Source organism: Pseudomonas proteolytica, from assembly GCF_007858275.1.
Taxonomy (GTDB): Bacteria; Pseudomonadota; Gammaproteobacteria; order Pseudomonadales; family Pseudomonadaceae; genus Aquipseudomonas; species Aquipseudomonas proteolytica.
The window spans coordinates 19464-45507 of the sequence record NZ_VFEV01000022.1 but is presented as its reverse complement, the minus strand read 5'-3'; the positions used below and the strand labels follow the sequence as shown (position 1 = coordinate 45507).

Sequence of the window (26044 nt, the reverse complement as noted above, 5' to 3'; positions counted from 1 at the left end):
CTGATTTCCTCAGGCCGCATCAGAGCTGGCGACAACGTTGGGGGTAAATTTCTCGTAATGAAAACTGGCCGGGGTCACACCCATCTGCTTGAAGTACTGGCGCACCGCATCAACCATCGGCGGTGGCCCGCACAGGTAAACGTCTACATCGCCGCCATTGAGAACGTCGCTGGCCATATGCTGGGTGACATAGCCCTGGCGCGGGTGCGCGGTCTGCGGGTCGGCCACGCAGGTGACAAGCGTGAGGTTGGGCAACCGCCCGGCGAAGGCCTCCAGGGTCTCGACCAGCACCAGGTCCTGATCCCGGGTCACGCCGTAGATCAGCGTGATCGGCCGGGTTTCCCCGCGCAGGGCCAGCACTTCAAGCATCGACAGAAACGGTGCCAGGCCGGTGCCGCCGGCCAATAGCAGCAGCGGCCGCTGCACCTCACGCAGGTAAAAACTGCCCAACGGCCCGGTCATCGCTACGCTATCGCCCGGTTGGGCACGCTCCAGCCAGCCGCTCATCAACCCGCCCGGTACATGCTTGATCAGGAAACTGGCGTGGGTGTCGCCAGGGCGGCTGCTGAATGAATAAGCGCGCGTCTGCCCGCTGTCGGGCACGCCGATATTCACGTACTGGCCTGGGAGAAACACCGGAGCCTGATCCAGTTCGAAACTCACCTGCAGTGCGGCATCGGCGTGGCGGGTGATGCCGGCCAGCGTCGCGACGAACTGCGTAGTGCCGGTCTTGCATGCACTGGACGGCACGGGCACGGCAATCACGCAATCGGACTGCGGCACCATCTGGCAGGTCAGTACCTGGCGCTCCTGGGCTTCGTCCACGCTCAGGGCGTCTTCGATATAGTCGTCGCCCAAGTCGTAGGCGCCGGTTTCACAGCGGCATTTGCAGGTGCCGCAGACGCCATCCGAGCAATCCATGGGCAGGTTGATGCGTTGGCGAAAGGCGGCGTCGAGCACCTTCTCTCCCACCTTGCAGTCGATGAAGCGGGTCACCCCATCTTCGAAGTTCAGGGCAATGGCATACGTCATGGCGGTGTCCTCAGATGTGGTAGATGTCGATGACCTGGTGGATGTAATCGTTTTTCAGCACCACCTTCTTGCGCGTGATCAGCGGCTGCTCGCCGCGTATATCCAAGGCATAGAACGAGGTGCCGAAGTAGCTGTCGGTGGTCTTGTAGCGGTGGCTGAGGGTGTGCCAATTGAAGCGCAGCTCGACCTGGGCACCATCGTCGGCCAGCACTTCGAGGTTGCACAGCATGTGCACGGTGCGTGGCTCGGGCGTGCTGGCGCTGGAGCGCTCGGTCTTGATGCGGAAGATGCGGTCTTCCAGGCCGTCACGGCTGGGGTAGTAGATCAGCGAGATTTCGCTGTGCGGGTCTTCGGTGAGGGTGTCGTAGTCATCCCAGGCGGGCATCCAGAACTGCGCCTTGGGGGAATAACACGCCAGCCATTCATCCCATTGGCGGTCATCCAGCAGGCGCGCTTCGCGGTAGAGAAAGTCCAGCAGGCGCTCACGGGACAGGCTCATGGCTGCACCTCCCGGTCGCTGGCGATCAGGCCTTGCTGTTCACGCTCGATCGCGCGCTGCAGGCTCTGGGCCCAATGCGCATGCTGGCGTACGAACAAGCCTTCGTCTTCGGTCTTCACCCCGCTCAGTTGCGGCTGCATGCCCATGGCCCTGGCGTTGTCGTCCGCCCCCTCGACCCACTGCTTGGCACCCCGGCTCAGGTCATTCCACAAGGTGCTCGCGCCCTGGTAGCCGGTCTGGCAGGCACGGAACTCTTCCAGGTCATCTGGCGTGCCCATGCCGCTGACGTTGAAGAAGTCTTCGTACTGACGGATCCGCGTCGCCCGCTCTTGGGGGCTTTCGCCAATCGGCGCCATGCAATAGATCGTCACCTCGGTTTTGTCCACCGCCAGCGGCCGCACCACGCGGATCTGCGTGGAGAACTGGTCCATCAGGTACACATTGGGGTAGAGGCACAGGTTGCGGGTCTGGTCGACGATAAAGTCGGCGCGTTCCTGGCCCAGGCGCTCGGCCAATGCCGCGCGGTGGGCATGTACCGGCCGCACCTCGGGGTTGAGCAGGCGCGTCCACAGCAGGATATGCCCATGATCGAAGGCGTAGACCCCGCCCAGGCTTTTCGACCAACCATTGGCATCGACGGTGCGCGTGCCTTCGGCCTCGTAATTGCGCCGGCCCATGGTTGCCGAGTAGTTCCAGTGCACGGAGCTGACGTGGTAGCCATCGGCGCCGTTCTCGATCTGCAGCTTCCAGTTGCCGTCGTAGACATAGGACGAACTGCCGCGCAGCACCTCCAGGCCCAGGGGCGCCTGGTCGACCATCTGGTCGATGATGACTCGGGTTTCGCCCAGGTAATCGCTCAGTTCCGGCACCGCCTCGCTGAGGCTGCCGAACAAAAAGCCGCGGTAGTTTTCAAAGCGCGCCAGGCGTTTGAGGTCGTGGGAACCCTCGCAGTCGAAGCTGTCCGGGTAGGCGCCGGTCTTCCCGTCCTTGACCTTGAGCAGCTTGCCGGCGTTGCTGAACGTCCAGCCGTGGAATGGGCAGGTGAATGAGCCTTTGTTCCCCTGTTTGCGCCGGCACAGCATGGCGCCACGGTGGGCACAGGCGTTGACCAGGCCATGCAGGGTGCCCTGTTTGTCGCGGGTGATGACCACCGGTTGGCGGCCGATCCAGGTGGTGTAGTAGTCGTTGATCTCGGCCACTTGGCTTTCATGGGCCAGGTAGATCCAACCGCCTTCGAAGATGTGCTTGATCTCGAGGGCAAACAGGTCGGGGTCGGTAAAAATGTCGCGGCGGCAGCGAAACACCCCGGTCGCGGGGTCTTCCTGGACGGACTCGCGCAATTGTACGGCGAGGCGGTCGAGTGTACTGGTCATGGGGCAGGCCCTCCGTTGTTCTTGTATCAGGCGCCCTCACCGTACGTGTTCGTCCCCTGCCCCAATATCCACTTCCTGCAAATCTGTATCCGGCTGGCGCAAGCGGCTCAGCGATAGCGCTTCCAGGTCTGCGAAGGCAGCTCGCCAAAGCGTTTGCGATAGGCCTCGGAAAAACGCCCCAAGTGCACAAAGCCATGGTCCAGCGCCACCTCGGTCACGCTACGCGCGCTGGTCAGTTGCAGGCGCGCATGCACCCGCTCCAACTTGCGCCGGCGCACATAGTCACGGGGCGACAGGCCGACCTGGCGCTCGAACAGGCTATACAGCGAACGCTCGCTGACCTTGGCCACGGCCATCAGTTGCTCGATGCAGATGTCTTCGCTCAAGTGCTCCTCGATAAACTCGCGCACCGCCTCGAAGCCGCCGCCTTGACCCGCCTGGGGCACCACCCGCAACACGTTACTGGCCAACAGCGCCAACAGCTTATTGGCCACGATCCGCTCGTACAGGCCTTGTACTTGCGGCTCGGCGGCGTTTTCTGCTTCGTGGCAGATCAACCCGAGCAACTGTAGGAAGCCGTCCATTTCACTCAACGCGTGGCGCGCCGCGGCAAACCGGATACCCGCCTGGGGCAGTGTCCAGTGCTGCGCCAGGCAAGCGTTTTCCAGCAGGCGCACCGGCAACTTGATGATGAATTTTTCGCAATCGGCGGAATAGGTCAGGTCCACCGGGTCATCGGGATTGATCAGCAGGATCTCGCCCGGCCCGAAGATAAGCTCCTCACCCCGGGAATTGGAGCGGCAGTGGCCTGTCAGCAGGATCTGCAGGTGGTAAATGGTTTCCAGCGCCACCGACGTGACCTGCACCGGCGCGCCGTAGCTGATACGGCACAGGTCCAGGCTGGAAAAAGTCCGGTGGCTGATACTCGCCATGGGCCGGCCCTTGGGCGGCAGGCGGATACAGTGGCTGCCCACATGCTGGTTGACGTAATCCGACACGGCATAGGCATCGGCACCCTGGAAAATCTGGCTGCGCTCACTCAATAGCACGGTCATGGTGCGCCTCTTTATAGTTATTGGCCTCAGGCTGAGGCGTGGCGTGGCGAGCGTCCAATATGGATAAGGTCTAAAGGGATACCCTGGAGGTATGGTGGACTGATCGCGGCTTGATAATGCGCACTAGGCCGGGCATCAGGCGGCGGGCCAGCGACTGCATGGCGACACGTCTTGATACGTGTTGGCCGATGCCGACTTGCGGAGAGGGGGCCCCCGCTGGACTGCGCAGCAGCCCCGAAAACAGCCACCTCGGTATACCTGGCAGACCGTGGTGAGGCTATTGGGGCGGCTTCGCCGCCCAGCGCGGGGCAAGCCCGCTCGCCACGAAAAGCCAGCTGTTAACCCCCCTGTGGCTAGGGGGCTTGTTCCCCGATGGGTTGCGTAGCAGCCCCAAAACCAGCCACCTCGGTATATCTGGCAGAACGGGGTGAGGCTATTGGGGCGGCTTTGCCGCCCAGCGCGGGGCAAGCCCGCTCGCCACAAAAAAGCCAGCTGTTCCCCCCTCTGTGGCGAGGGGGCTTGTCCCCGCTGGGCTGCAACGCAGCACCAAAATCAGCCACCTCGGTATATCTGGCAGAACGGGGTGAGGCTATTGGGGCGGCTTCGTCGCCCAGCGCGGGGCAAGCCCGCTCGCCACAGGTCAGTACTGGCCTTAATTCAGGGCAATTGGCCAAACAGCTGTTTTTGAAAGGTATGGGCCAAAGACGAAATGAGCCTACGACTGAGTAGGTAATGATTCGCTCATTTGCGTGTGACATACCGCCAGAATTTCATCGGCCAACGCCGAGTCGTCAGGACAGGCGCGCGACAACATGATCGCACCGACCGCGCGCGCCAGCAGGTCGATCATCTTCGCCCTCGCCTCCCCCGGCGCCGCATCCGGCCCGGTCGGGTATTTTTCACCGAGCGTTTGCAACATGTGCTCGATACCTTCAGCGAAGGCCGATTTCAACTCGGTGGACTGACGCGCCGCGTCACCGCACAACGCTGCCATGGTGCAACCCGTGGAGCGCCCGTCGCGATGCTCCCTGGACACATACACGTCAATGAAATCCTTCACGCTCATGGCTTCGGCGCTGGCCAATGACTGCGCAAGACTGTTGGCCGACGCTTGCGCCATCAGGTCAGCCTTCGAGCCAAAATGTTTGTAGAAACCGCCGTGGGTAAAACCGGCGGCGGCCATCAGGTCGGCCACGCCGACACCATCAAAACCGCGCTCGCGAAACACCTTTGAGGCTGTTTCGACAATGTGCTCCCGATTTGCCTGGGCCTGGGCCTTGGACACTCGCATATTCGATACCTCTGCACCGCTGAGATTCATCAGCCGATCATACATAGATGCTGATCATAATCAAAACTGTTGACAGCTTAGATTTCGATCATCATCCTAAATGCCAGCTACATGCCCACCGAATCAGGTTTATCGCTGCAGCAATCCCAATCCATATTCCAGACCAAGAGCCCACATCATGACTACTCGCCCTACCGTTCTCATCACTGGCGCGTCCACTGGCATCGGCGCGGTTTACGCCGAGCGTTTCGCCCAACGCGGGCACGACCTGGTGTTGGTCGCCCGCGACCATTCGCGCCTGGAAACGCTGGCTGCGACGTTGCGTGGCGAACACAGCGTCGCCATTGAAGTGCTTCAGGCCGACCTGACTCAACTCAGCGACCTGCACACCGTCGAAGCGCGCCTGCGTGATGACGCGCGCATTGGCATCCTCGTCAACAATGCCGGCGCCGCACAGTCCGGCACGTTCATCGAGCAAAGCACGGATAGCGTTGCGCAACTGGTGGCCCTCAACACCACCGCGTTGGTGCGGTTGGCCAGCGCCATCGCACCACGCCTGGCCAAAGCAGGTGAAGGCGCGATCATCAATATCGGCTCCGTGGTGGGGCTGGCACCGGAGTTCGGCATGTCGGTCTATGGGGCGACCAAGGCGTTTGTGCTGTTCCTTTCCCAAGGCCTGAGCCTGGAGCTTTCGCCTCAGGGGGTTTACGTGCAAGCCGTATTGCCAGCCGCCACCCGCACAGAGATCTGGGACCGCGCCGGTATCGACATCAATACCTTGAGCGAAATCATGGAAGTGGGTGATTTGGTCGATGCGGCGCTGGTCGGCTTCGATCGTCGCGAACCGGTGACCATTCCCGCGCTGCAGGAAGGCGAGCGCTGGGATGCCCTGCAAACCGCACGCCAGGGCCTTTTGTCGCAAATCAGGCAGTCCACCGTGGCGCAACGCTATTTGACGCAAGTCTGACGATTATCGAGCCGGCCGGCCTCACCCCACTCTCGATCCACCGACAAGGGCAGCTGCAACATGAAGGCATTTTTTATCGAACGCTACGGCAAGCAGAGCGCAATGATTGGCGACATGCCTGACCCTGCGGTGGGTGTGCACGACGTGCTGATCCAGGTGCATGCGACAAGCGTGAACCCGTTGGACTCGAAGATTAAAACGGGGGACTTCAAACTGATCCTGCCCTATACCTTTCCATTGGTACTGGGCAACGACCTGGCCGGAGTGGTCATTCGCACAGGCGCGGCGGTGGAGCGATTCAAGCCGGGCGACGAGGTCTACGCACGTCCCCCGGAGGCGCGGATCGGGACGTTTGCCGAGCTGATCGCCGTGGACGAAAACGCCCTCGCGCTAAAGCCGTCGAACCTGGACATGGCCCAAGCGGCGTCCATCCCCTTGGCCGCCTTGACGGCCTGGCAGGCGCTGGTCGAGACCGCCCAACTGAAAAAAGGCCAAAAGGTGCTGATTCATGCCGGATCCGGCGGTGTCGGCACGCTGGCCATTCAACTTGCCAAACACCTCGGGGCCTTCGTCGCGACCACCACCAGCACGGCGAACGTCCAATGGGTGAAAGCACTCGGGGCGGATGTGGTGATTGATTACACACATGAGGATTTTGCACACGAGTTGCGCGATTTCGACGTGGTGTTGCACAGCCTTGGCACCGCGCTACTGGAGAAGTCGCTCAAGGTGCTCAAGCCGGGCGGACAGCTTATTTCCCTTTCGGGGCCGCCGACGGCGCAATTTGCCCAAGCGCAAGGCTTGTCCTGGGTGCTGGGGCAAGTGATGCGCCTGCTGAGCAGCGGCATTCGCCGGAAAGCGCGCAAACAGGGGGTGAACTATGCATTTTTGTTTATGCGTGCCAACGGGACACAACTGCAGAAAATCACTTCGCTTATCGAGACAGGTGTCATCAAGCCGGTCATTGACCGATCGTTCCCTTTTGAGTCCATAGCAGAGGCGCTGCGGTACGTCGAACAGGGCAGATCGAGAGGCAAAGTCACCGTGACAATCAGGTAAGCGCCGATCAATCTCGCGGAGCCGGGCCAGTCGAACTTCCAATGCTTGCGAGAAAAATCCTGGTGTCCCGATTGGACCGCAGATGAACCACACGGCAAGCGGCTGGTGCAGTTGCCACGAGGTGCTGCATCTTTGCCCGCGCTGATTTTTTCGTCCGCCACATGAATGCAAAAAACTCCGGCAGGTTCGCCAGCAGTTCGGGGCAGTTCTCGGGCAAGTCAGGCCGAGAACTCCCGCGATGGAGCAGCGCTCTGAGCAGGACGCGCAAGAATCGAAGCGGCGCTGAACGATCAATCCAGATCAAAAGATCTGCACGGGCCACTCGGTTGTCCCACGTGGCTGAATGGCCACCCTCGAATATCCATTTATCGCAGGCCTCGACCTCAAGACAAAGCCGCGTCTTCTCGTCCCAGGTTCGTTCAACCCACCCTGGCTGCCAGTGGATAGTGTCGATATGAACCACTGGCAATCCGGTGCACTGGCCAAGCTTACGCGCCAACGTGCTTTTGCCAGACCCAGGTTGGCCCACAATCATCACCCGTTGCATACAAACTCCTTGTCGATGGGCCGCAACACTACTCAACCATAAGCCCGCGACGCACGCGCCCCGCTCTTTTGTAGGCTCTTACCACCGTATTGGTCTCACAAGAAATGATCCCCTCCAAGGCGCCCATCCGCGTGGTTGAGACGCTCCACAGATCATGAATATCACGACACAAGACATGCCAAAACAACTGCGAACCGCCACTGGTACCAAACAGGCAACGCGTGTGTTCATCCTTTGCCAGCGCCTGGGCAATCCCCTCCGCCGCACCCGGTCGGGTTTGGAGCGACACAATCGCCTCGACCCCGTAGCCCACCAACAGAGGCTCCAGTTCCACGCGAAATGTCAGGGCATTACTGTCGACCAGCCCACTTAGCATGCGCTGAACCTTCGGTTCACTGACGCCGCACGTTTCGGCAAGCACGCCCAGGCTGGCTCTTCCATCGAGCATTAACGCGCCCAGTAGGCGCATTTCGTCAGCACTCAGGCTTACCGGCCCGGCCAGCACCGGCTCAGTCGGCACCGAACCATCGATACGCCAGCGACTGGCTCGTCTGAACGATCTAAGTACCACTTGCGTTTGTACCTGCCTTACCCCCGACACCAGCGGCAACTCCTGCACCACCATGTCAGAAAGCGCTTCCACACTGGGTAAGTTGATCTCGGTGAAGATGTCGAACTCTCCCGTTGTCGCCATGACCACCTGGGTCTGCGGCAACTGCGCCAGATGCTCCGCCACTTCCCGCTGACGCCCGTCGGCTACCCGAATCCATGCATGCAGCACCGGGCCGCTCCCGACGACAACCGGATCAAGCTCGCCGATGACCCGGATGTAACCACTGTCCATCAAGCGTTGCAGGCGCCGCGACAGCGTACGCTCCGCCACATCGCAGCAGGCACTCAGATCCCGCCAGGTGCCACGAGGGTTGGCTTGCAGTGCAATCAGGCAGGCCAGATCCGTTTCATCCAGCGCAACATGTCTTTTTTCATCCGTATCAACGGTTGACGAGACCATATTCTTACAATACCTTCGCTCAAGTGGCTAAATTAAAACAAAACAAGGCCGCACATGTCTAAAAATAATTACAATTCAAACCCAAAGGCACAAGCCAATGAATTATGCGACTCAAACGTCCCACGCGGCAAAGCCGCAGGTATCCACCGCGCGCAAAATTGCTGCTGGCAGCATTGGCAATGCGGTGGAGTGGTTTGACTGGACGATCTATGCGTCGTTCGCGGTGTTCTTTTCTACCCAATTCTTTCCGAAAACTGACGAAACGGCGTCATTGCTAGCGACTTTCGCTATTTTCGCCGTAGGTTTCTTCATGCGTCCCATCGGTGGCTGGGCCCTGGGGATCTACTCTGATCGCTATGGCCGCAAATCAGCGCTGGGCGTCACCATCATGCTGATGGCCGGCGGCTCCCTGATGATCGGCATAACCCCCACCTACGAGCAGATCGGCCTGCTGGCGCCGGTTTTGCTGGTGATCGCGCGACTGATGCAAGGCTTGTCGCTGGGCGGTGAATACGCGTCAGCCTCTACTTACCTTGCCGAGTTGGCGCCAGACCACCGTCGCGGCTTCTTTTCGAGCTTTGTATTCTTTAGTTCCGCTGCGGGCATTCTGACCGCTTCGGCGATTGGCTGGGCACTGACCACCGTCCTCACCGACGAGCAGATGAGGGAGTTCGGCTGGCGCATTCCATTCTTGCTCGGCGCCTTGGGCGGTATCGCAGGCATTTGGCTGCGTATGTCGGTGCCTGAAGCAGAAGCCTCAACGCAAAAAACCAAGAAGGTAGAGAAGCAACCGCTGCGCACCCTGCTGCGTGATTATCCGCGCGAAACCCTGCGGATCGTGGGCTTTTCGATCCTCAGCACCTTTGCCTTTTACCTGTTCGTCATCTACATCCCGACCTATGCCATCCGAGCGCTGCACGTGGAGTCCTCCACAGCCTTTGCGGCGAATACGGTGGCAATGGTCGCGTTCATGCTCGTGCACCCACTCTTCGGCATGCTCTCGGACAAGTTCGGGCGCAAGCCGCAACTGATCGCTTTTGCCCTGGGTTACCTGCTGTTCTTCTACCCGATTATCACCAGCATGCAGCCGACGTTCTCATCGATCCTGATGGTGGAACTGTTCGGCCTGTTGCTTTACGCGCTTTATACCTCGATTGCGCCCGCAATCATGTCTGAACAATTCCCCAGCAGCGTTCGCGCCGTCGGCATTGGTGCGCCCTACAACCTGATGGTGGCATTGCTCGGCGGTACCACGCCTTATCTGCTGACCTGGCTGCAGAGCCACGGTCAAGAGAGCTGGTTCTTCTATTACGTGCTCGCAGGCGCTGCGCTCACCCTGATTACGTTCATCAAAATGCCAGAAACAGCCGGGAAACCACTGAAATAGCCACTGGCTCGAACACCGCGATGCGATCCCCGTGAACGACGGTCGAACACGGGGATACCGACCCACATATCTTAGATAGAAATTATGCGCGAACCATCCGAAGCCCTTTGTTTCCAGACTGCCCTGCAGATTGCCCATCTGATCGCTACCCGGCAGACCACCTCACGCGCGGTCACGCAGTACTTTCTGGACCGTATTGCTTGCAGCAGTGCGCTTAACGCCTTCACCGTAGTCTTCGCCGAGCAGGCCCTGGCGGCAGCCGATGCCGCCGACCGCGCGCTCGATACCGGACACACATTGAGTCCACTGCATGGCGTACCGGTTGCCATCAAGGACAATATCGAGATCGCCAACACCCTGGCGTCGGCAGGGTCGTTGAGCCGTCTGACCACGATCAGCGCCGTGACCAGTACCGTCGCGCAACGATTACAAGCGGCCGGCATGGTGATCGTGGGCAAGACCCAGATGACCGAATTTGCCTTCGGTTTATCCGGGCAGAATCCGACCCGAGGCACGCCCTGGAATCCCTGGGACGCCAAGCTGCATCGCGCGCCGGGCGGATCCTCTTCAGGCGCGGCGGTTGCTGTTGCAGCAGGCCTGGTCCCGATTGCAGTGGGTGGTGATACCGGTGGATCGATACGGGCTCCCGCATCGCTGAATCACTTGGTCGGCTTCAAACCGTCCAGCGGGCTCATCAGCCTGGACGGTGTCGTGCCACTCGCTCCCAGCCTGGACGTGCTGGGCCCAATCGCCCGCGACGTTTACGACGCCCACACGCTTACCACCATCCTTGCCAGCCCCTCTACGGACAATGGGTTGAACGTTCAGGCTGAACTTGCAAGTGGGCTGGTGCCACCCCGGCCGGGCACAGTGTTGGTACTGGACCAGAGTGCGTTCCCCAGTGCCCTGTCCATTGGCGCCCGCAGGGTGTGGGATCAAGCCTTGGCCAAGCTGGGCACGGCCGGCTGGACGCTGGAGTACTGGGTTCCAGATGATGAGTTAGCGATCGGTCGGCTTTCCGAGTGCAACTCGATGATCATTGCTTATGAGGGGTATCGCGAGTTTGGTCACCTTGCACATGACCCCGAACAACTGCTCTGGAAGGTTGTACGCAATCGAATCCTTGCCGGCGCCGATATCAGCCGTGACGCCTACGAAAGCGCCGTTGCACAGCGTGCATACGCAGCCGAGGCATTCACCCGAGCGATCGGCTCATCCGGGGCTCTATTGATGCCTGTCAGTGGCCATGGGGCCCTGCCCCTTGATGACAAGGACGCTGATCACGCCAGTATTGGCAAGTTCAGTCGAGCCAGTAACTACCTCGGCACGCCGGCAATCGCCCTCCCCGCCGGATTCGACGAAGCACAGATGCCGATTGGCGTGCAGTTGCTATCCCCGGTATTTACCGACATGCATTTGCTGAACATCGCGAGCGCGATGGCACCTGCGCTGTTACTTGACGAGCGCAGGCCTGAGCTTGGGCGATGGGGGCTTTGAACCGAAGGAAGATAGGGTGCTGGTTTGTCGACCTTATCCTCAAGTGACGGGTTGTGAACGCAACGCCGAAAACAGCCGCTGATTTACACTTTTGCGCCTCTTGGCCCCTTGGCTTGGGACTATGTAGTGCCCTGGGCCTCTTCGATAACCCACTCCACAAACGCCTTGACCTCGTCACGTTGCATCGCCTCCGGCCGGGTCACGACGTAGTAGGCAAATCGTGCAGGCCAAGGCTTGTCCAAAACTTGCACGAGGCGGCCCGCCGCAATTTCCTCTTTCGCATATTCCACTGGCACCAGGGCGAGCCCCTGCCCGGCTTCTGCTGCGCGAATAAGCAGGAAGTCATCTTCCAAAGCGCTCCCACGTTCGGCACGTGGATCGTTGCCGACGCCATGGGCCGAAAGCCATAAGGGCCAATCTGCGCGGTCAGCGTCGTGCAACAGAGGGTACTCGAGGCAATCCTGCGGCTGCGTGAGCACAACGTTTGCGGGCACCAGGGCGGGGCTGGCCACCGGTACCAATACCGGCGCCATCAAGTGCGTGACGTGCAGGTTGGGATAGACCCCAAGCCCATGCCGCAATGCAACGTCGACACGATCCCGGCGCATGTCCGCGATGGCGGACGTCGCTTCGACCCGCACTTCGATGTGTGGATATCGCTGGTTGAAACGGCCCAGGCGCGGCACCAGCCACGACGCCGCGAACGTAGCAACGGTACTGACCGTCAGGGTTTGCCAGGATTTGGCTTGTTCCAGCGACAGCAGCGTCTCCTGGATCTGTTCGAACGCCTGGAGCAAGGCGGGATGCACGCTGGCCCCGGCCTCAGTAAGACGCAAGCCGCTGCGCTCACGGGTGAAGAGCGGCATGCCTACCCGATCCTCTAAAAGCCGAATCTGTTGGCTGACCGCGCCCGATGTGACGCTCAGGGCCTGGGCAGCCGCCTTGATACTGCCGCGCTGGCCTACCTCAACGAAGGTACGTAACGCCAGATAAGGAAGGGATGTGGCCATGATGTTTAGTTTTCCTAAATTCAGCGACTAAAAAGGATCGTTTCCACTGTGCCAACGGGCATCTGATGATAAGCCTTGTTTAGCGAAGTTAAACATCATTAGAAAAACTATATCAATCAGGATACCCCTATGAATCACCCTCGTTGGCGGCTCTGCCTCATCTTGTTGTGCACGACGCAATTCGTCGCCCTGCTCGACTTCTCCATCACCATGATCCCTTTGCCGCAGATCCAGGAAAGCCTGGGCTTTACGCCCGGCGCCTTGCAGTGGGTCATCAACGCGTACGGCGTCGCCATTGCAGGCTTTTTGCTGTTGGGGGGACGCGCCGCCGATATGTTTGGTCGCCGGCGGGTGTTCCTGCTCGGGTTGGTGATCTTTACCCTGGGCTCCCTGCTCGGCGGCTTCTCACAGACCCCTGCCATGCTGATCGCCACTCGGGCCATGCAAGGCTTTGGCGCGGCTTTATTTTCGCCCGCCGCGTTTTCGTTGCTACTGGCGCTTTTCCCCGATCAGGCCTCACGCAATCGAGCCCTGGGTGCCTGGACTGCGGTGGCTGCAAGCGGATTCGTCGCAGGCCTGATCCTCGGCGGGATGATCACCGACCTCATGGGCTGGCGTTGGGTGCTGTGGATCAACGTGCCCGTGGGTATGTTGGTGATAGCCCTGGCAGGCAACCTGCCGGTGGGCCAACGCGATGCCGCAATCGGCGCAAGGCGCCTGGACATAGGCGGAGCGATTCTGGTCGCTGCGGGGGCCGCAACACTGGTGTTCGCGTTTGCCAACAGCGAGCACGTCGGCCTTTCGTCTCCCGTCACCTATGGGTTGATTGCTTTGGCCATGGGGCTATTGGCCTTGTTCGTCTGGGTCGAAAGCAAAGTCGAATACCCGTTGATGCCCCTTCCGATTTTCTGCAGGCGCCTGACGGGCGGCGCGAACCTGGTGTCGCTGTTGGCGAACACGGCACTGGGGCCGACGTTTGTCGTGGTTGCGCTGTATATGCAGGAAATCCTCGGTTTTACGGCCACCCAGACCGGCCTCGGGCTGCTCCCGATGGCGGTCGCCTTCACCCTCTCCAGCGCCTGGGCCGGGCCGGCACTGATTGCCAGGGTAGACACCAAGCCAGTCATTCTCGGCGGCATGACCCTGTTCATTGCCGGCCTTGCGCTGCTGGGCATGTCGTTGGCCGTGGATACGTCCTGGGCCCTCTCCATCCTCCCCGGCACGGTGTTGGCAGGCGTGGGTTATGGCATCGCGTTTCCGGCGTGGACCGTGGCCGGTATCGAGGGCGTGGCTGAAGTGGATCACGGGCTGGCGGGAGGCATGCTGACCACGACCCAGGAAGTCGGCTCTGCGGTGGGCCTGGCGGTGGGTGTGGCCGTGAGCATTGCGGTGCTGGCCGGCGGAGGAAGCTCGGTACAGGGTTTTAGCTATGCCATTCTGGTGTCCGCGTGCATGGTCGTGCTCGGCTTGATAGGTGCGGCGCTCATCCTGCCGGGCAAGGCCAGCACGCTGGCGCTTGCACGATGAACGCCTCTGCGCCAGTTGAAAGATCAAGCACGGGTGAGCATTAACCCCCTTCAAAGCGCCGCATAAACAAGTGCCGATAGCCGGCCAGGACGGGGATCAATCATCGTATGGCTACCCGAAGTCGTAGTGACAAAACCAAAGCTCACTCGACTTTCGGGGTCGGCGAAACTCACCGGACCGCCAAGCCCAAGATGGCCAAAGGCATTGGGGCCCATGGCCAGCGAAGCCGTCGGATCGATTTGCTGCTCCAGCATGCAACCTAATCCATAACGCATTGGGCGCATCCATGTCCGGTCCATGCCGTGACTGTGCTCTTGGGTGAACTCGTTGAGCAGTTCGCGACCGATAAAATTTCCCGCCAGCAAGGCGCTATAGAAACCGGCCAGGCCGTGAGCGGTGCCGTGTCCACATATCGCCGGTTGCCGATACGCCCACCAGCGAGGGTCATTGGTGCGCCTAGGCACCATGCCGGGGTTGGTGAAGGCAAATGTCGCGATATGCAATGGCTGGTTTTTCAGCACGGTCCGCAACGCTTGTGAGTAGGGATCACCGACCCGGCCTGTGGCATTGACGAAACGAGCGATACGGTGAAAGTGCTTTTCGTCCACGCCAAGGTGAACGTCGAGGTCATGGGGGTCCAGAATCTCTTCGTGGATAAAGACACAGGCATCGCGCCCGTCGACCCTGCGAATCAACTCGCCGAGAATCCAGCCGAAGGTGGTGGTGCCATACCCCAGGTCTGTGCCCGGCTCCCACCACAGCGGCTCGGCCTCCAGGACCCGTATCATATGGTCCCAGTCAAACATCATGGGGTTATGGTCGGGGGCTCGCAGCGCCGGCAGGCCCGCAGTGTGGTTCATCACCTGGCGCAAGGTCACCTTGGCTTTGCCACTTTGGGCGAACTCGGGCCAGTAACGGGCCACCGGCGCATCCAGCTCCAGCTTGCCCTGCTCGACCAACATCAGCACAGCCACCGCGACATAGGGTTTTACCACGCAAAACGTATTGGCCAGGGTATCGCGTGTCCAAGGCTTGGACCCCTCCTGGTCCGCCATACCGGCCCACAGGTCGATAACCCTCTCTCCGTCTACTTGCACGCAGAGCCCGGCGCCACGCTCTTGTGGATCATCAAACATGTCCTCGAAGGCTTGCTGGACCGCTTCAAACTGCTTGGCACATATCCCTTGCGCTTTCATGCATCAAACTCCTGGTATTTGAAGTGCTGCCCTTGGTTTGCCAGGCGGCAGGAAATATCCTGCTGCCTGGCCGGCCATTACTAAAGCAACGTTATTCTCGCGAACCCAACCATTTAATGTGCGTGGAACATTCAACCCCGCGAACGCGTTTGAGAGTGGTCCATTGAAAAACGGTTCGCGCGTTTATAGGTGCCGAAGTCATTGAATCTGACACCTGCCTGCGCCATGACTTTATGCGCATAAGGGGCCGTCATCTGACGCAGGTAGAATGGGTCTTGCACAACAAAGTGGTGAATACTGTGAGTACTGCCGAAGTTAAAGCAGAACATCTGGAACGGCCACAACCACCAAGGGTTCATTACCTGGGTTTGTTGTAATGCATTACGCGGGGCAACATCACCGTAGTAGTGCATATTGGAGCTGATAAAGAACAGACAGAACTGCCTTATAAGATTGGGAGCGATCAGAATAACAACTACGCTATTGACGACTTCCATTACCGCCAATGTCGCAGCAGAACTATTAACCTCCTCTCCCACGATTGAACCAAACCAGACATACAGGTGGTAACCGAGGAACACATACCAGCACCCCCAGTACAAAAGCCCGAAAGGTGTATTGAGTCGAATAATCTTGCCTAACAATCTTACCTTTTGCCGCCACCCCGGAGCAAAAACCGCATTCAGGAAACCAAATACAAATCCATCCATCAGTTTCAATAACCGGAGCATTCCCCAAGGGCTACCGCTGGTGGTAATCCAGGCTTCCACATCCGAATCAGTTCCGGACTCTTTATGGTGATGAAAGTGCAGACTGCGCCTTAGCCAAGGGCTGGGCATTCCCGGTCGAGCCAACCAGCAAAAAAACATCATGGCATTATGGGCCAGTGGTTGTTTTCGGAAATAAAGCCGATGAATCAAGTCATGTTCGATTTCATGGATAAACGAAGTCAGCAGAGCATTGATGAAAATACACATCCACCCCGGGATAAAACCCTTGATGTAGAGCCCTCCCGTGACCGCCATCCCGACCAGGGAAAACACCATGACACCCGCCCCCAAAGCATCCTGATGCTGCAGGATCGGGTAGCGCTTGCGCAGGTAGTTCCCATGTTCGGTAATTCGCCGGGTGACAGTATCAATCTTTTCCTGATCGGTACTTTGGCGGTCAATTCCGCCGGTGTCTTCCAAGACTTTCATCCATTCATCCTCTGTTTGCGTCGGGGAATTACCAGCTTCGTCAAGCCGGTCAAGTCAATTGTTTGAGCAATAAACAGCAGGCATTCAAATTTATTGGGCAAACTCACTCGCGCCACTCAATAAATATGAAATCGACTGTTTTCGAAAAACTTGTTAGGATCATTCCAAGCTTCAAAATGATAAGACAAGTTCAGTTCTTTGCAACTGTGTATTTTGGGCGAGCTTAGTGTTACAGGCACTTGTGTAATTTTTAATAATTTAGTTACAGTTTGTACAAGGATAAAATAACTGCGTACAAGTATTGCCAAGGAGGCACCATGAGATTGCATCGCATCAAATATTTTCGGCTCTCTCTACAAGAATCCGAGGGTAGCGCGGAGAAAAAAACGAGCCATGATGTATTTGACGCAGTGTTTTGCGATGACCCTGCAGACCATGCCGCGAATCGCCCTGGCCTGGAAAGGCTGATTCGCTACACACAGTGCGGGGACACTGTGGTGGTCGACAGCATGACATCGCTCACCTCAAGCACCGAGCAACTGTGCACCATCACTCGCCGGCTGATTGAAAAGCAGGTAACCCTGGAGTTTTTGAACGAAAACCTGGTCTTTCGGCATGACTGCCTTGAAGTCATGGAACCCATCATTGCGGTAATGGAACTGATCGCAGAGTTCGAGCGCGCAGCAACGAGGGAAAAACAGGCAATAGGCATTGCCAGCGCAAAAATGCGTGGGGCTTATAGAGGCCGAAAGAAAAAACTGTCTGACAATCAGGTTGTAAGTTTAATTGACCGCGCCGGCACTGGAGAAAGTAAATCCAAACTAGCGCGTGATTTTGAAATAAGCCGCCAGACACTTTATCGGTACTTGAGATCTACTTAGAGGGCCAGTTACCTGCGGTGCAAATGTGGGTGGCTGCAGGCGTATTCAAACCTGCGCCGCCTCACATAACCATCGCACTTGACTCTGTCCCTTGGGACAAGCTCTACCCTGCCTTATCTACTTCAGTTTCATCGTCAGCGGATAAGGCAACCCATGAGTACGTTATGCCAGTTCACCTATGTACATAGAGCGCCTTCTCCCTGATTCGACGTCGGCCCGCAGTTTACTGGGTTGGGCTTGCGGTGGGTAATACCGGCTTTGAGGGAAATGAACGATCCCATCCGCCGGATGATCGTGCAGGCACCACCACGCAAATGCGCCAGTTGGTTTATCCGGTTTGTGAGCAACTTTGCTTGCTGAACACCAACGCCCACACCAAGATGCGACGAATTCTCAAATGCATCCAGTTATCGCGCGGAGGCTTTTCGTGTCGTCGCCATCCACTCCTTCAGCCCCTCACGCCGAAATCCGCACGCTATACGTCGATCACCACGCGTGGTTGCTGGACTGGTTGCGCAAGCGGCTGCGCCATGGCGACAACGCTGCGGACCTGGCTCACGACACCTTTGTGCACATCCTCGGCAAGCCGGAGCGGTTGCAGGAGTTGCGTCAGCCACGAGCCTGGTTGAGTACGGTGGCTCACGGGCTGCTGGTAGATCGCGTGCGGCGCCAGCGAGTCGAACGGGCTTACCTGCAAGCCATTGCCCACCTCCCGGAAGCTGGGGTGCCGTCACCGGAGTCGCAGCTGATCCTGTTGGAAACCCTGGTGCGCATCGACGCACTGCTCGATGGCCTGCGGCCCAAGGTGCGCATGGCGTTCCTGATGTCGCGGCTCGAAGGCCTCAGCTACAAGGAGATCGCCGAGCGCCTGGCCATCAGTCTCAGCTCGGTGGAGAAGTACATGGCCACTGCCATTCGCCACTGCTACCTGGCGCAACGATGATCGCGCCAGATGACGTGCTGGACCAGGCGGTCGGCTGGCTGGTGCGAATCGAGTCCAACGGCGCGACCCCAGAGGTCCTGGAAGCCTGCCAACGCTGGCGCCAGGCCAATGCACTGCATGAAACCGTCTGGCAAGCGCTGCAAAAAAGCGACGCCACCTTCCAGAGCCTGGCCGCACTGCCCGGCACCGTGGCCCTGGATACCCTCGAGCGCCTCAACGGCAATCATCACAGCCGGCGCCAGGCCCTCAAGCTGCTGGGGGTGGGGCTGCTTGCCTGTGGCGTTACCGGCTGGTCACTGCGGGAAAGCACGCTGGTGCCCTGGGGCGCGGACTATGCCACCGGGGTGGGCGAACGGCGGCAGTTCCTGCTGAGCGACGGCACCCGCCTGCAACTGAACACGGCCAGTACGGTGGACGTGCAATTGGGCGCCCAGCGTCGGCTGATCACCCTGCGCCGTGGCGAGATTTTCATCGATACCGGCAAGGACAGCGCCGATCCCGGTGGGCGCCGCAGCTTCTGGGTCAGCACCCGGCATGCGCAGTTACAGGCCATCGGCACCGCCTTTGCAGTGCGTGACGAGCAACAGGGTACGCGCCTGCGGGTCGAGGATGGCGTGGTGGCCATTCAAGGTGCTGGCGAGCCGGTCCTGGTTGCCGCCGGTGAGGAATACCTGATTGATGCCAACGGCAGCCACCGTGTCCAGGTCAGCACCCTCAACGCCAGCGCCTGGACCCGTGGGCAATTGGTCGCCAAACACATGCGCCTGGGGGACCTGAGCGCCGAGCTGGCGCGTTATCGCCATGGCTGGTTGCACTGCGATCCAGCCATCGCGCAGTTAGAGGTATCGGGCGTATTCCAGCTCGATGACATCGACCGCGCCTTGAGTGCCCTGAGTGATTCGCTGCCGGTACGCATCGAGCGCTTTACGCCGCTCTGGACCCGTGTCGTCGCTCGTTGAGCCGGATGAGAAAAAATCGCAAAAACTTTTACGGGTTTTGCCCAGCCCTTCGACAGACAGGCAACACACCTCGTCATTCGAAAGGAGCTCGCCGTTCATGTCCCAAGCGTTGATTCCCCCTCGCCCCCTGCATCGCAGCGTTCTGGCGCTAACCCTCCAGAGCCTGTTGCTGGGCGCCGCGACTGGCCTGCCGCTGGCCAGCTTTGCCGTACAGGCCGAACAGGCCGAGAGCCGCCATTACGACCTGGCCGCCGGGTCGCTGGAAGAGTCACTCAACAGTTTCGCCCAGGTGGCCGGGATCACCCTGCCCTTTGATCCGGCCCTGGTGCAGGGCAAGCGCGCGCCGGCGCTGCGGGGTGACTTTGGGGTGCATGAGGGGCTGGACCGCCTGCTGGTGGACAGTGGTCTGGCCGTTACGCGCAATGCCAGCGGCAACTACCTGCTGATACCGCGCAGCCAAGCCAGCGGCGCTGTCGAGCTGGGCGCGACTACCGTCAGCGGCCTGGCCCTTGGGTCGACCACTGAAAACAGCGGGTCCTACACCACCGGGGCGATGCAGACCGCGACCAAGCTGCCATTGTCCCTGCGCGAGACGCCGCAATCGGTCACAGTGATCACCCGCCAGCGCATGGACGACCAAGGCATGCGCAGCCTTGACGACGTCGTCCAGGCCACGCCTGGGCTGCGGTTGTCGGCCTCGCGCCCGGCCAACAGCGAGTACTTTGCCCGGGGTTTTCCCATCACCAACCTGATGTTCGATGGCCTGCCCACCACCTATAACGCCGACTGGGTGGCGGCCGCCGACCTGGCCCCCTACGACCGCGTCGAAGTGGTACGCGGCGCCACCGGCATGATGCAAGGCGCCGGCAACCCATCGGCCGCCATCAACATGGTGCGCAAGCGTCCCACCAAGGAGTTCCAGGCCAGCATCACCGGCAGCGCCGGCAGTTGGGACAACTACCGCAGCGAACTGGACGTTTCCGGCCCGGTCAATGCCAGCGGCACCGTGCGTGGCCGCTTTGTCGGCGCCTACAACGACAAGGACAGCTATCAGGATTACGCCGGGCGCGAGCGCGGCGTGTTCTACGGGATCAGCGAGTTCGACCTGAGTGACAGCACGACCCTGACCGTGGGGGCGTCCGACCAGAACGACAATAACAACATCAACTGGGGCGGCTTGCCGGTGAATCCGGATGGCAGCCATATGGGTTTCTCCCGCTCCAAGACTTTCGGATACAGCTGGTCGCACCAGGACGTCAACAACAAGACACTGTTCGTCGAACTCGATCAACGCTTCGATAACGATTGGCGCCTGCACCTGGGCGCCTCAAAAAACTGGTCCGAATTCAAGATGATGGGCGGCGTCCTCGAACGCAACAACGACGCCACCTACCGCCAGCGCATCTTCAACCAGGGCCGTGACTTCGACCAGTCCACCTATGACTTTTTTGCCAGTGGCCCCTTCTCGCTATTGGGCCGCCAACATGAACTGGTGGTGGGCGCCAGCAAGCGCCAGCTCAAGACCGAGGCCACCGGCGGCCACGTGTTCGTCGGCGTGCCCGACATCAACGGCTTCAGCCCCAAGGGCCTGGCTAGACCGAGCGTTCCGGACGTTTACTCCCTCAATGACAAAGTGGATCAGGAAGGTCTCTACCTGACCACCCGCTGGAACCTTGCCGACCCGCTGAAAGTCATTCTCGGCGCACGCCTGGACTGGTACGACGCCACCTCGATCTATGACCAGACCAACGATCAGTACTACACCTCGGGCAAAACCAAGGAAGTGCGCCACGTCACCCGCTATGCCGGGGTTATCTATGACCTGGACGACCACCACTCGGTCTATGCCAGCTACACCGATATCTTCCAGCCCCAGACCGAGAAGAATGGCGAAGGTAACGGGATCAAGCCGATCACCGGCGAAAACTACGAAGTGGGTATCAAGGGCGAATACTTTGGCGGCGCGCTGAACGCCAGCGCTTCGCTGTTCCAGATCGACCAACTCAATCGGGCGGCGGAAGTGGCCGAGTCCAGCGTCTGCCGGATCATCCCCGTCGGCAGCTACGGCTGCTATGAAGCCGCCGGCAAGGTACGCAGCCAGGGCCTGGAACTGGAGATCAACGGTGCCCTGACGCCCAACTGGCAAGTGGCTGCCGGCTACACCTTCGCCCAGGCCAAGTACGAAAAAGATGCGGACAAGAACAAGGAAGGCACGCTGTTCGACACCGACGTCCCGCGCCACATGTTCAAGGCCAATACCACCTACCGTCTGCAAGGCGACATGAGCCAATGGCGCATCGGCGCCAACCTCTATAGCCAGAGCGCGACGTTCAACAAAGGCAGCAACGTGTTCGGCAAATTCCATATCGAACAGGATGCCTACGCCCTGGTCGGGCTGATGGCGGGCTACCAGGTGAATAAGCATCTGGATACCCAGCTGAACATCAATAACGTCTTCGACAAGAAGTACTACCAGGGCATCGCCAGCAACTCGACCTGGAGCCCGTACGACGTATTTGGCGACCCACGTAACTTTACCGTTACGGCGAAGTATTCCTTCTAAGGGGCAGCGGGAGATTTCGGATCCCCCCCAAAACAGACCAGCTACTAGGAGTCCACCGTCGCCGACAACTCAAACGTCCGCGGCGCCCCAGCCCCAGCCATAGCGCGCAGCCGGACCTCAACGCACATTGCGGTACAACATCAGCCGCGCGCTTTCATGCAGGCCCCGGGTCAGTTTGACCAGACGCTGGAATTCATCGGGGTTTTGCCCGGCCACGTTGTCCAGGGGGGTCAGGGAGCGCAGGTCGTGCAAGGTCGGCGCACTGCCGTCATGCTGCATCTGTAACAGATAATCCTGGGTGACCCCGCCGATCAGCGGGAAAGTGCCCTCACGCAAGACCAGCGGTACCACACGCTCGCCCTCCGGGGCCGGTTGCTGTATATCGCGCCCCATCGCCCCATTGTTGAACGCAACGCCCACCATCCCCGCGACCGTCGGCAACAGGTCCGCCAGCCCCACCGCCTCCTCGATCACCCTGGGCTTGAGCAAGCCCGGGGCGTGAATCAGCATTGGCACGTGGTTGCTTTCCAGGCCCAGTTGCTCGAAAGCCGGCGGCATATGGGGTATCTGGCTGATACGGGTGTTGTGGTCACCAAAGAACACGAAAATCGTGTTGTCGTAGTAACCACCCGCCTTGGCCATTTCCATCAACTTGCCGATATTGAAGTCCAGTAGGCGCACCGCGTTGTACTGCTCGACACTGCGTGAGCCGGCGGCTTGCACTTGCTCCAGGGACAGGTTGCTGCGCTTGAAACCGTCATTGTCCCGAGGAATGGTGAACGGGCGATGATTGCCCGCCGTCTGGACATAGGCAAAAAATGGCCGGTCCCGCGATAGATCGCGCAGGATCCGGTCGCTTTCCTTGAACAGATCCAGATCGGAAATGCCCCATACATCGACTCGAGGTGACTGCCAGTGGCGCTCTTCATACAAGCGCACGCCGTCGATGCTCTGCTGGATCAAGGCATTGATATTCGCCCATCCGGCATTGCCGCCAATCATGTACAGCTTCTGGTAATCGGTGAAGGCATTGATAAGCGTGTGCTGGCGTGTGATCAGGGGATGGCGGGTCGCCGTTTCCTGGCGCGTGACATCCGGGACGCCGGTGATACTCGCCCACACGGTCTTTGCGGTGCCAGTGACCGGCACGTAGAAGTGTTTAAAGAACCAGCTCTGGGTCGCCAGCCGGTCGAGGTTGGGCGTCGGGTCTAGAGGGTTGCCATATGCGCCGACCGCACTGGTGCCCAGGGATTCGAGCATCACAAACATCACGTTCGGCGTTGCGCCCAGGCGGTACGGCTGCGCGGTTTGCTCACGCTCGAACGTCAGGCTCTGCGGATCGGGGCGGTCCACCCCCAGGTAGTGGGCAACCACTGGGTAATGTTCACGCACCTGTGGCTCATCGAACTGCGCCTGGCCGGCCTTGAGTGTGTCGTAGAAAAACAGCACCGGGTTCAGGCCCAGTGCCGCGATCTTGCCGTTGCCAGAGAAAAACGCATCGCTCCAGCGCAGTGGTACCGGGTTTTGCAGGTTGAGACTTTCCACTCGCCCAAGCAGCGCCAACAGCACAGCGATCAACCCCAGACCGCTGCCGAACGCCAGTGAAGCGCGTCGAATGGCCCGGGGTGGACGCCCCAGTGTCAGGCGTTCCAACCTCACAAAAGCGCAGAACCACACACCCAGCACCAACAACCAGGCAAGGGCGATCCACAGCACCGGATAGGTCTGCCAAACCATCTGCTGCGAAATTTGTGCGTCTTCCAGGTAGCGCAACACGCTGGCGTTAAGCCGCACCCCAAGATAGGCGTAATGGCCGAAGTCGATGATGTACACCCAGCCGACGAAGCCCAGTGTCAGCAGCCAATAGCCCCGTGCCACAACGCGCAAGCCCGCAACGCGCACCAGGTTCCAGCGCGGCATCCACGCTAGCACCGCCAACGGCAACACCAGCAACACCGCCAGGCGCAGGTCGAAACGCAAGCCGATGCCCAGGGTGTCGAGCAACTGCCGGTTATGAGCGAACTGCGCCGGATCGATGCCGGAAAACCCCAGCACAAACACCAGCCGCAGCCCTGCAAACAGCAAGAACGCCAGACCTGTCGCCCCTACGCCATAGCGCAGTCGCCGCGATTGCAACCAACCCATCATTGACCTCTATGTAGTTTGACGCTCTTCACGCAGAGCACGCTGCCCGCCACCAGGCAATAGCCCACCAGCAGCGGATCGATCAGGTAGTCCCAGTAGTTTTCCGACGCTTTCAGGCGTAACGCAAAGGCTAGTGTGCCGAGCGCGAGCATCCACACGGCCAACGTATTGCGCAGCCACAACAGCCCCAAGGCGAGCAGCGCAACCAGCACAATCATCGGCCTTGGATTGAAGCCCCAGCGATAGGGATCAAAGTAAGTCAGGCCCATGGTGGCCGGGTACAACAGCGCCGCTAGCAGTCCAAACAGCACCAGCATCTGGGCACGCGCCCGAGGCTCTTGCGGCTCGACCAGCCCCAACCGCACCAGGCTTACCCAGCCCAGCAACACCAGGGTGCTGATTGCCAAATCATCGGTAAAACTGCGCACGTACGCCGCCAGCGGCAGGTCATTGAGGGGGATAAAGCTGACCAACGCCAACCCTGGCAACAACCACGGGCGCCAGGACTGTAGGCAACGCAACGACCCAAGCAGGACAAAACCCAGGAGGATGAAGGTCAAATGGGCCTGCCACAGCATCATCATTACAGGCGCTCCGCCAGCCAGGCTTCGTTGAAGCTGACATGTTTGATAAAGGTGTTATTCCATGAATAAACCAGGTGATACACGCCGTCCTGGCCACGGCTGAAATACGGGTACTCGTACTCGAAATCACAGCCCCGAGGCTTGCACACCCGGTAATCCAGGTTACTGAGGAAACGCTGCTCCAACGGCAAGCGCCGTGCGCCGCTGGAGGCCCGAAAGCCGGCACCGATGATCGCCTTGTAGGCCTCGGGAGCGAAGGGTTGGCCAAGCGGATCCGGTGATTGATCCAACTCGATTACATTGCGCCAGTCATTGAGGTCCGCGTCGGTGCCATACAGGCTGAGTTTGAAGCGCCCGTCACGCAGGTCATTGAGCGCCACCAGCAAGCCGTTATCGGCAGTGCCGACCGCGGCCAGGGATGAGTTGGGATTGGCCGGTTCCAGAGGGTAAGGCTCACTCCAGGTCTGCCCGGCATCATCGGTGCGGCTGGCCAGCACGCGATGATGGGTATCGCCGGCATAACGCAGCATCGCCACCGCGCGACGTTCGTCCAGGGGCACGATGGTCGGCTGCAGCGAATGCTTGCCCCGGCTGATGCGGAATTTATCAATCACCGCGCCATCCGCGCTCAGGTACAGGTATTCGGAAAACTTACCCATGAGTTCGTGATAGACCGGCAAGCCAATCGAGCCGTCGGCATGAAAAACCGGCGCAGCACGCACCAGGGTGCTGACATTGAAAAACGGTGAGGTGATCAGTTGCCGGGGTGCAGACCAGTTGCGCCCCAGGTCTTCGGACACCATCACATTGATCGCGCTGGTCGCCCAGCCCCCCACCGACACCGACACATAGAACATCCACAGGCGCTGGTCCGGCGCCAGTGCAATCACCGGGTTGCCCAACTTGCGGATGTAGCGCCCGGTGCCATCGCGAGTCGACTCGCGGGTCGCCAACACATGCTCGGCGCCCCACTCCGTGGTATTGGCGTCGAACCGCGCAGTACGGATCTGCACGTCGGCGGCGCCTTCACGCGAGCCGGCAAACCACACGGCCATCAAGTCGCCTCCCGGCAGTGCGGTAACCGACGACGAATGCACAAAGTCATCCAGTTGCGAGGACACGAACCGGCTGTTGTAGACCGGCTCGGCGCTAGCGGCCAAGGGCGTGGCAGGCCGGGCGAAAGGCGCCAGGACATGGGCCGGATGACTGCGCCAGGCCGCCCAGAAGACCAGGCAGAGCGCCAGGCTGGCGAGAATGAATTTCAAGCGAAAAGACAGCACGCGCATAGTGAGCTCATGGCAAATGCAGGGTGGGGAGT

At 59.9% G+C, this 26044-nt stretch carries 22 protein-coding genes; 9 read left to right on the top strand and 13 right to left on the bottom strand.

The window, feature by feature from the left end; all coding sequences use genetic code 11:
- Nucleotides 1-9 precede the first annotated feature (9 nt).
- The 5 genes from benC to FIV38_RS16980 all read right to left on the bottom strand — a co-directional run bounded on the left by benC (nt 10) and on the right by FIV38_RS16980 (nt 5250).
- Nucleotides 10-1032 carry a benzoate 1,2-dioxygenase electron transfer component BenC gene (benC, locus tag FIV38_RS17000; protein WP_092236562.1) on the bottom strand — a complete coding sequence of 341 codons (1023 nt, stop codon included), beginning with the start codon at nt 1030-1032 and terminating at the stop codon, nt 10-12.
- Nucleotides 1033-1042: 10 nt separating this feature from the next.
- Nucleotides 1043-1531, bottom strand: a complete 489-nt coding sequence (gene benB / locus FIV38_RS16995) for a benzoate 1,2-dioxygenase small subunit (protein WP_070994934.1) — start codon at nt 1529-1531, stop codon at nt 1043-1045.
- Nucleotides 1528-2904 (bottom strand): Rieske 2Fe-2S domain-containing protein, encoded by a 1377-nt coding sequence (locus tag FIV38_RS16990; RefSeq protein ID WP_092236561.1) that lies wholly within the window; start codon nt 2902-2904, stop codon nt 1528-1530. The genes benB and FIV38_RS16990 overlap by 4 nt, the downstream gene beginning before the upstream one ends.
- Nucleotides 2905-3011: 107 nt before the next feature.
- Complete coding sequence (locus FIV38_RS16985) at nt 3012-3959, bottom strand: AraC family transcriptional regulator (protein WP_092236560.1); 948 nt, start codon at nt 3957-3959, stop codon at nt 3012-3014.
- Between the two features lie 715 nt (nt 3960-4674).
- A complete protein-coding gene (locus tag FIV38_RS16980; protein WP_092237453.1) occupies nt 4675-5250 on the bottom strand; it encodes a TetR/AcrR family transcriptional regulator in 576 nt (191 codons plus the stop codon).
- Between the two features lie 178 nt (nt 5251-5428).
- Here FIV38_RS16980 and FIV38_RS16975 point away from each other — a divergent pair, with 178 nt between their 5' ends.
- Complete coding sequence (locus tag FIV38_RS16975) at nt 5429-6217, top strand: SDR family NAD(P)-dependent oxidoreductase (protein ID WP_092236557.1); 789 nt, start codon at nt 5429-5431, stop codon at nt 6215-6217.
- Nucleotides 6218-6277: 60 nt separating this feature from the next.
- Nucleotides 6278-7276, top strand: coding sequence for an NADP-dependent oxidoreductase (locus tag FIV38_RS16970; protein WP_092236553.1), 999 nt, complete (start codon nt 6278-6280; stop codon nt 7274-7276).
- 7 nt (nt 7277-7283) lie between these two features.
- Here the strand turns inward: FIV38_RS16970 and FIV38_RS30450 are convergent, their stop codons facing one another.
- Both FIV38_RS30450 and FIV38_RS16960 read right to left on the bottom strand, forming a co-directional pair.
- Nucleotides 7284-7823: a P-loop NTPase family protein gene (locus FIV38_RS30450; RefSeq protein WP_092236548.1), complete on the bottom strand. Its 540-nt coding sequence runs from the start codon at nt 7821-7823 to the stop codon at nt 7284-7286.
- Nucleotides 7824-7851: 28 nt separating this feature from the next.
- Nucleotides 7852-8835 carry an Lrp/AsnC family transcriptional regulator gene (locus FIV38_RS16960; protein ID WP_092236545.1) on the bottom strand — a complete coding sequence of 328 codons (984 nt, stop codon included), beginning with the start codon at nt 8833-8835 and terminating at the stop codon, nt 7852-7854.
- A 97-nt stretch (nt 8836-8932) separates the two neighbouring features.
- Between FIV38_RS16960 and FIV38_RS16955 the strand changes: the two genes are divergently transcribed.
- Both FIV38_RS16955 and FIV38_RS16950 read left to right on the top strand, forming a co-directional pair.
- Nucleotides 8933-10222 carry an MFS transporter gene (locus FIV38_RS16955; protein ID WP_070996232.1) on the top strand — a complete coding sequence of 430 codons (1290 nt, stop codon included), beginning with the start codon at nt 8933-8935 and terminating at the stop codon, nt 10220-10222.
- Nucleotides 10223-10306: 84 nt separating this feature from the next.
- A complete protein-coding gene (locus tag FIV38_RS16950) occupies nt 10307-11719 on the top strand; it encodes an amidase (RefSeq protein ID WP_092236542.1) in 1413 nt (470 codons plus the stop codon).
- A 119-nt stretch (nt 11720-11838) separates the two neighbouring features.
- Here the strand turns inward: FIV38_RS16950 and FIV38_RS16945 are convergent, their stop codons facing one another.
- Nucleotides 11839-12729: a LysR substrate-binding domain-containing protein gene (locus tag FIV38_RS16945; RefSeq protein WP_092236539.1), complete on the bottom strand. Its 891-nt coding sequence runs from the start codon at nt 12727-12729 to the stop codon at nt 11839-11841.
- Nucleotides 12730-12858: 129 nt separating this feature from the next.
- Here FIV38_RS16945 and FIV38_RS16940 point away from each other — a divergent pair, with 129 nt between their 5' ends.
- On the top strand, nt 12859-14256 hold the full coding sequence (locus tag FIV38_RS16940; protein WP_092236536.1) for an MFS transporter: 1398 nt from the start codon (nt 12859-12861) through the stop codon (nt 14254-14256).
- Between the two features lie 50 nt (nt 14257-14306).
- On the opposite strand, the gene FIV38_RS16935 is transcribed toward FIV38_RS16940, so the two are convergent.
- Together FIV38_RS16935 and FIV38_RS16930 are read right to left on the bottom strand one after the other, a co-directional pair.
- Nucleotides 14307-15452, bottom strand: coding sequence for a serine hydrolase domain-containing protein (locus tag FIV38_RS16935; RefSeq protein WP_070996239.1), 1146 nt, complete (start codon nt 15450-15452; stop codon nt 14307-14309).
- Nucleotides 15453-15583: 131 nt separating this feature from the next.
- Nucleotides 15584-16651: a fatty acid desaturase gene (locus tag FIV38_RS16930; protein WP_092236532.1), complete on the bottom strand. Its 1068-nt coding sequence runs from the start codon at nt 16649-16651 to the stop codon at nt 15584-15586.
- A 317-nt stretch (nt 16652-16968) separates the two neighbouring features.
- Between FIV38_RS16930 and FIV38_RS16925 the strand changes: the two genes are divergently transcribed.
- The 4 genes from FIV38_RS16925 (at nt 16969) to FIV38_RS16910 (ending at nt 21997) form a co-directional block, all read left to right on the top strand.
- Entirely contained in the window at nt 16969-17532 is a 564-nt protein-coding gene (locus FIV38_RS16925) for a recombinase family protein (RefSeq protein ID WP_070996240.1), read from the top strand.
- A 427-nt stretch (nt 17533-17959) separates the two neighbouring features.
- Nucleotides 17960-18475 (top strand): sigma-70 family RNA polymerase sigma factor, encoded by a 516-nt coding sequence (locus FIV38_RS16920; RefSeq protein ID WP_235861044.1) that lies wholly within the window; start codon nt 17960-17962, stop codon nt 18473-18475.
- Nucleotides 18472-19434, top strand: a complete 963-nt coding sequence (locus tag FIV38_RS16915; protein WP_092236526.1) for a FecR domain-containing protein — start codon at nt 18472-18474, stop codon at nt 19432-19434. The genes FIV38_RS16920 and FIV38_RS16915 overlap by 4 nt, the downstream gene beginning before the upstream one ends.
- Nucleotides 19435-19531: 97 nt before the next feature.
- Nucleotides 19532-21997 carry a TonB-dependent siderophore receptor gene (locus FIV38_RS16910; RefSeq protein ID WP_092236523.1) on the top strand — a complete coding sequence of 822 codons (2466 nt, stop codon included), beginning with the start codon at nt 19532-19534 and terminating at the stop codon, nt 21995-21997.
- A 117-nt stretch (nt 21998-22114) separates the two neighbouring features.
- Here FIV38_RS16910 and FIV38_RS16905 read toward each other — a convergent pair whose 3' ends face one another.
- From FIV38_RS16905 to FIV38_RS16895, 3 genes are read right to left on the bottom strand one after another with little or no spacing between them, the layout of a single operon-like run.
- A complete protein-coding gene (locus tag FIV38_RS16905; protein WP_092236520.1) occupies nt 22115-24142 on the bottom strand; it encodes an LTA synthase family protein in 2028 nt (675 codons plus the stop codon).
- Nucleotides 24142-24726 (bottom strand): hypothetical protein, encoded by a 585-nt coding sequence (locus tag FIV38_RS16900; protein ID WP_092236517.1) that lies wholly within the window; start codon nt 24724-24726, stop codon nt 24142-24144. The genes FIV38_RS16905 and FIV38_RS16900 overlap by 1 nt, the downstream gene beginning before the upstream one ends.
- Nucleotides 24726-26012: a sialidase family protein gene (locus FIV38_RS16895; protein WP_092236514.1), complete on the bottom strand. Its 1287-nt coding sequence runs from the start codon at nt 26010-26012 to the stop codon at nt 24726-24728. Before FIV38_RS16895 ends, FIV38_RS16900 begins: the two co-directional genes overlap by 1 nt.
- Nucleotides 26013-26044 lie beyond the last annotated feature (32 nt).

Coding starts and splice junctions, on each gene's coding strand:
- benC (WP_092236562.1), bottom strand. CDS start 1,032: ATGACGTATGCCATTGCCCTGAACTTCGAAGATGGGGTGACCCGCTTC.
- benB (WP_070994934.1), bottom strand. CDS start 1,531: ATGAGCCTGTCCCGTGAGCGCCTGCTGGACTTTCTCTACCGCGAAGCG.
- FIV38_RS16990 (WP_092236561.1), bottom strand. CDS start 2,904: ATGACCAGTACACTCGACCGCCTCGCCGTACAATTGCGCGAGTCCGTC.
- FIV38_RS16985 (WP_092236560.1), bottom strand. CDS start 3,959: ATGACCGTGCTATTGAGTGAGCGCAGCCAGATTTTCCAGGGTGCCGAT.
- FIV38_RS16980 (WP_092237453.1), bottom strand. CDS start 5,250: ATGCGAGTGTCCAAGGCCCAGGCCCAGGCAAATCGGGAGCACATTGTC.
- FIV38_RS16975 (WP_092236557.1), top strand. CDS start 5,429: ATGACTACTCGCCCTACCGTTCTCATCACTGGCGCGTCCACTGGCATC.
- FIV38_RS16970 (WP_092236553.1), top strand. CDS start 6,278: ATGAAGGCATTTTTTATCGAACGCTACGGCAAGCAGAGCGCAATGATT.
- FIV38_RS30450 (WP_092236548.1), bottom strand. CDS start 7,823: ATGCAACGGGTGATGATTGTGGGCCAACCTGGGTCTGGCAAAAGCACG.
- FIV38_RS16960 (WP_092236545.1), bottom strand. CDS start 8,835: ATGGTCTCGTCAACCGTTGATACGGATGAAAAAAGACATGTTGCGCTG.
- FIV38_RS16955 (WP_070996232.1), top strand. CDS start 8,933: ATGAATTATGCGACTCAAACGTCCCACGCGGCAAAGCCGCAGGTATCC.
- FIV38_RS16950 (WP_092236542.1), top strand. CDS start 10,307: ATGCGCGAACCATCCGAAGCCCTTTGTTTCCAGACTGCCCTGCAGATT.
- FIV38_RS16945 (WP_092236539.1), bottom strand. CDS start 12,729: ATGGCCACATCCCTTCCTTATCTGGCGTTACGTACCTTCGTTGAGGTA.
- FIV38_RS16940 (WP_092236536.1), top strand. CDS start 12,859: ATGAATCACCCTCGTTGGCGGCTCTGCCTCATCTTGTTGTGCACGACG.
- FIV38_RS16935 (WP_070996239.1), bottom strand. CDS start 15,452: ATGAAAGCGCAAGGGATATGTGCCAAGCAGTTTGAAGCGGTCCAGCAA.
- FIV38_RS16930 (WP_092236532.1), bottom strand. CDS start 16,651: ATGAAAGTCTTGGAAGACACCGGCGGAATTGACCGCCAAAGTACCGAT.
- FIV38_RS16925 (WP_070996240.1), top strand. CDS start 16,969: ATGAGATTGCATCGCATCAAATATTTTCGGCTCTCTCTACAAGAATCC.
- FIV38_RS16915 (WP_092236526.1), top strand. CDS start 18,472: ATGATCGCGCCAGATGACGTGCTGGACCAGGCGGTCGGCTGGCTGGTG.
- FIV38_RS16910 (WP_092236523.1), top strand. CDS start 19,532: ATGTCCCAAGCGTTGATTCCCCCTCGCCCCCTGCATCGCAGCGTTCTG.
- FIV38_RS16905 (WP_092236520.1), bottom strand. CDS start 24,142: ATGGGTTGGTTGCAATCGCGGCGACTGCGCTATGGCGTAGGGGCGACA.
- FIV38_RS16900 (WP_092236517.1), bottom strand. CDS start 24,726: ATGATGATGCTGTGGCAGGCCCATTTGACCTTCATCCTCCTGGGTTTT.
- FIV38_RS16895 (WP_092236514.1), bottom strand. CDS start 26,012: ATGCGCGTGCTGTCTTTTCGCTTGAAATTCATTCTCGCCAGCCTGGCG.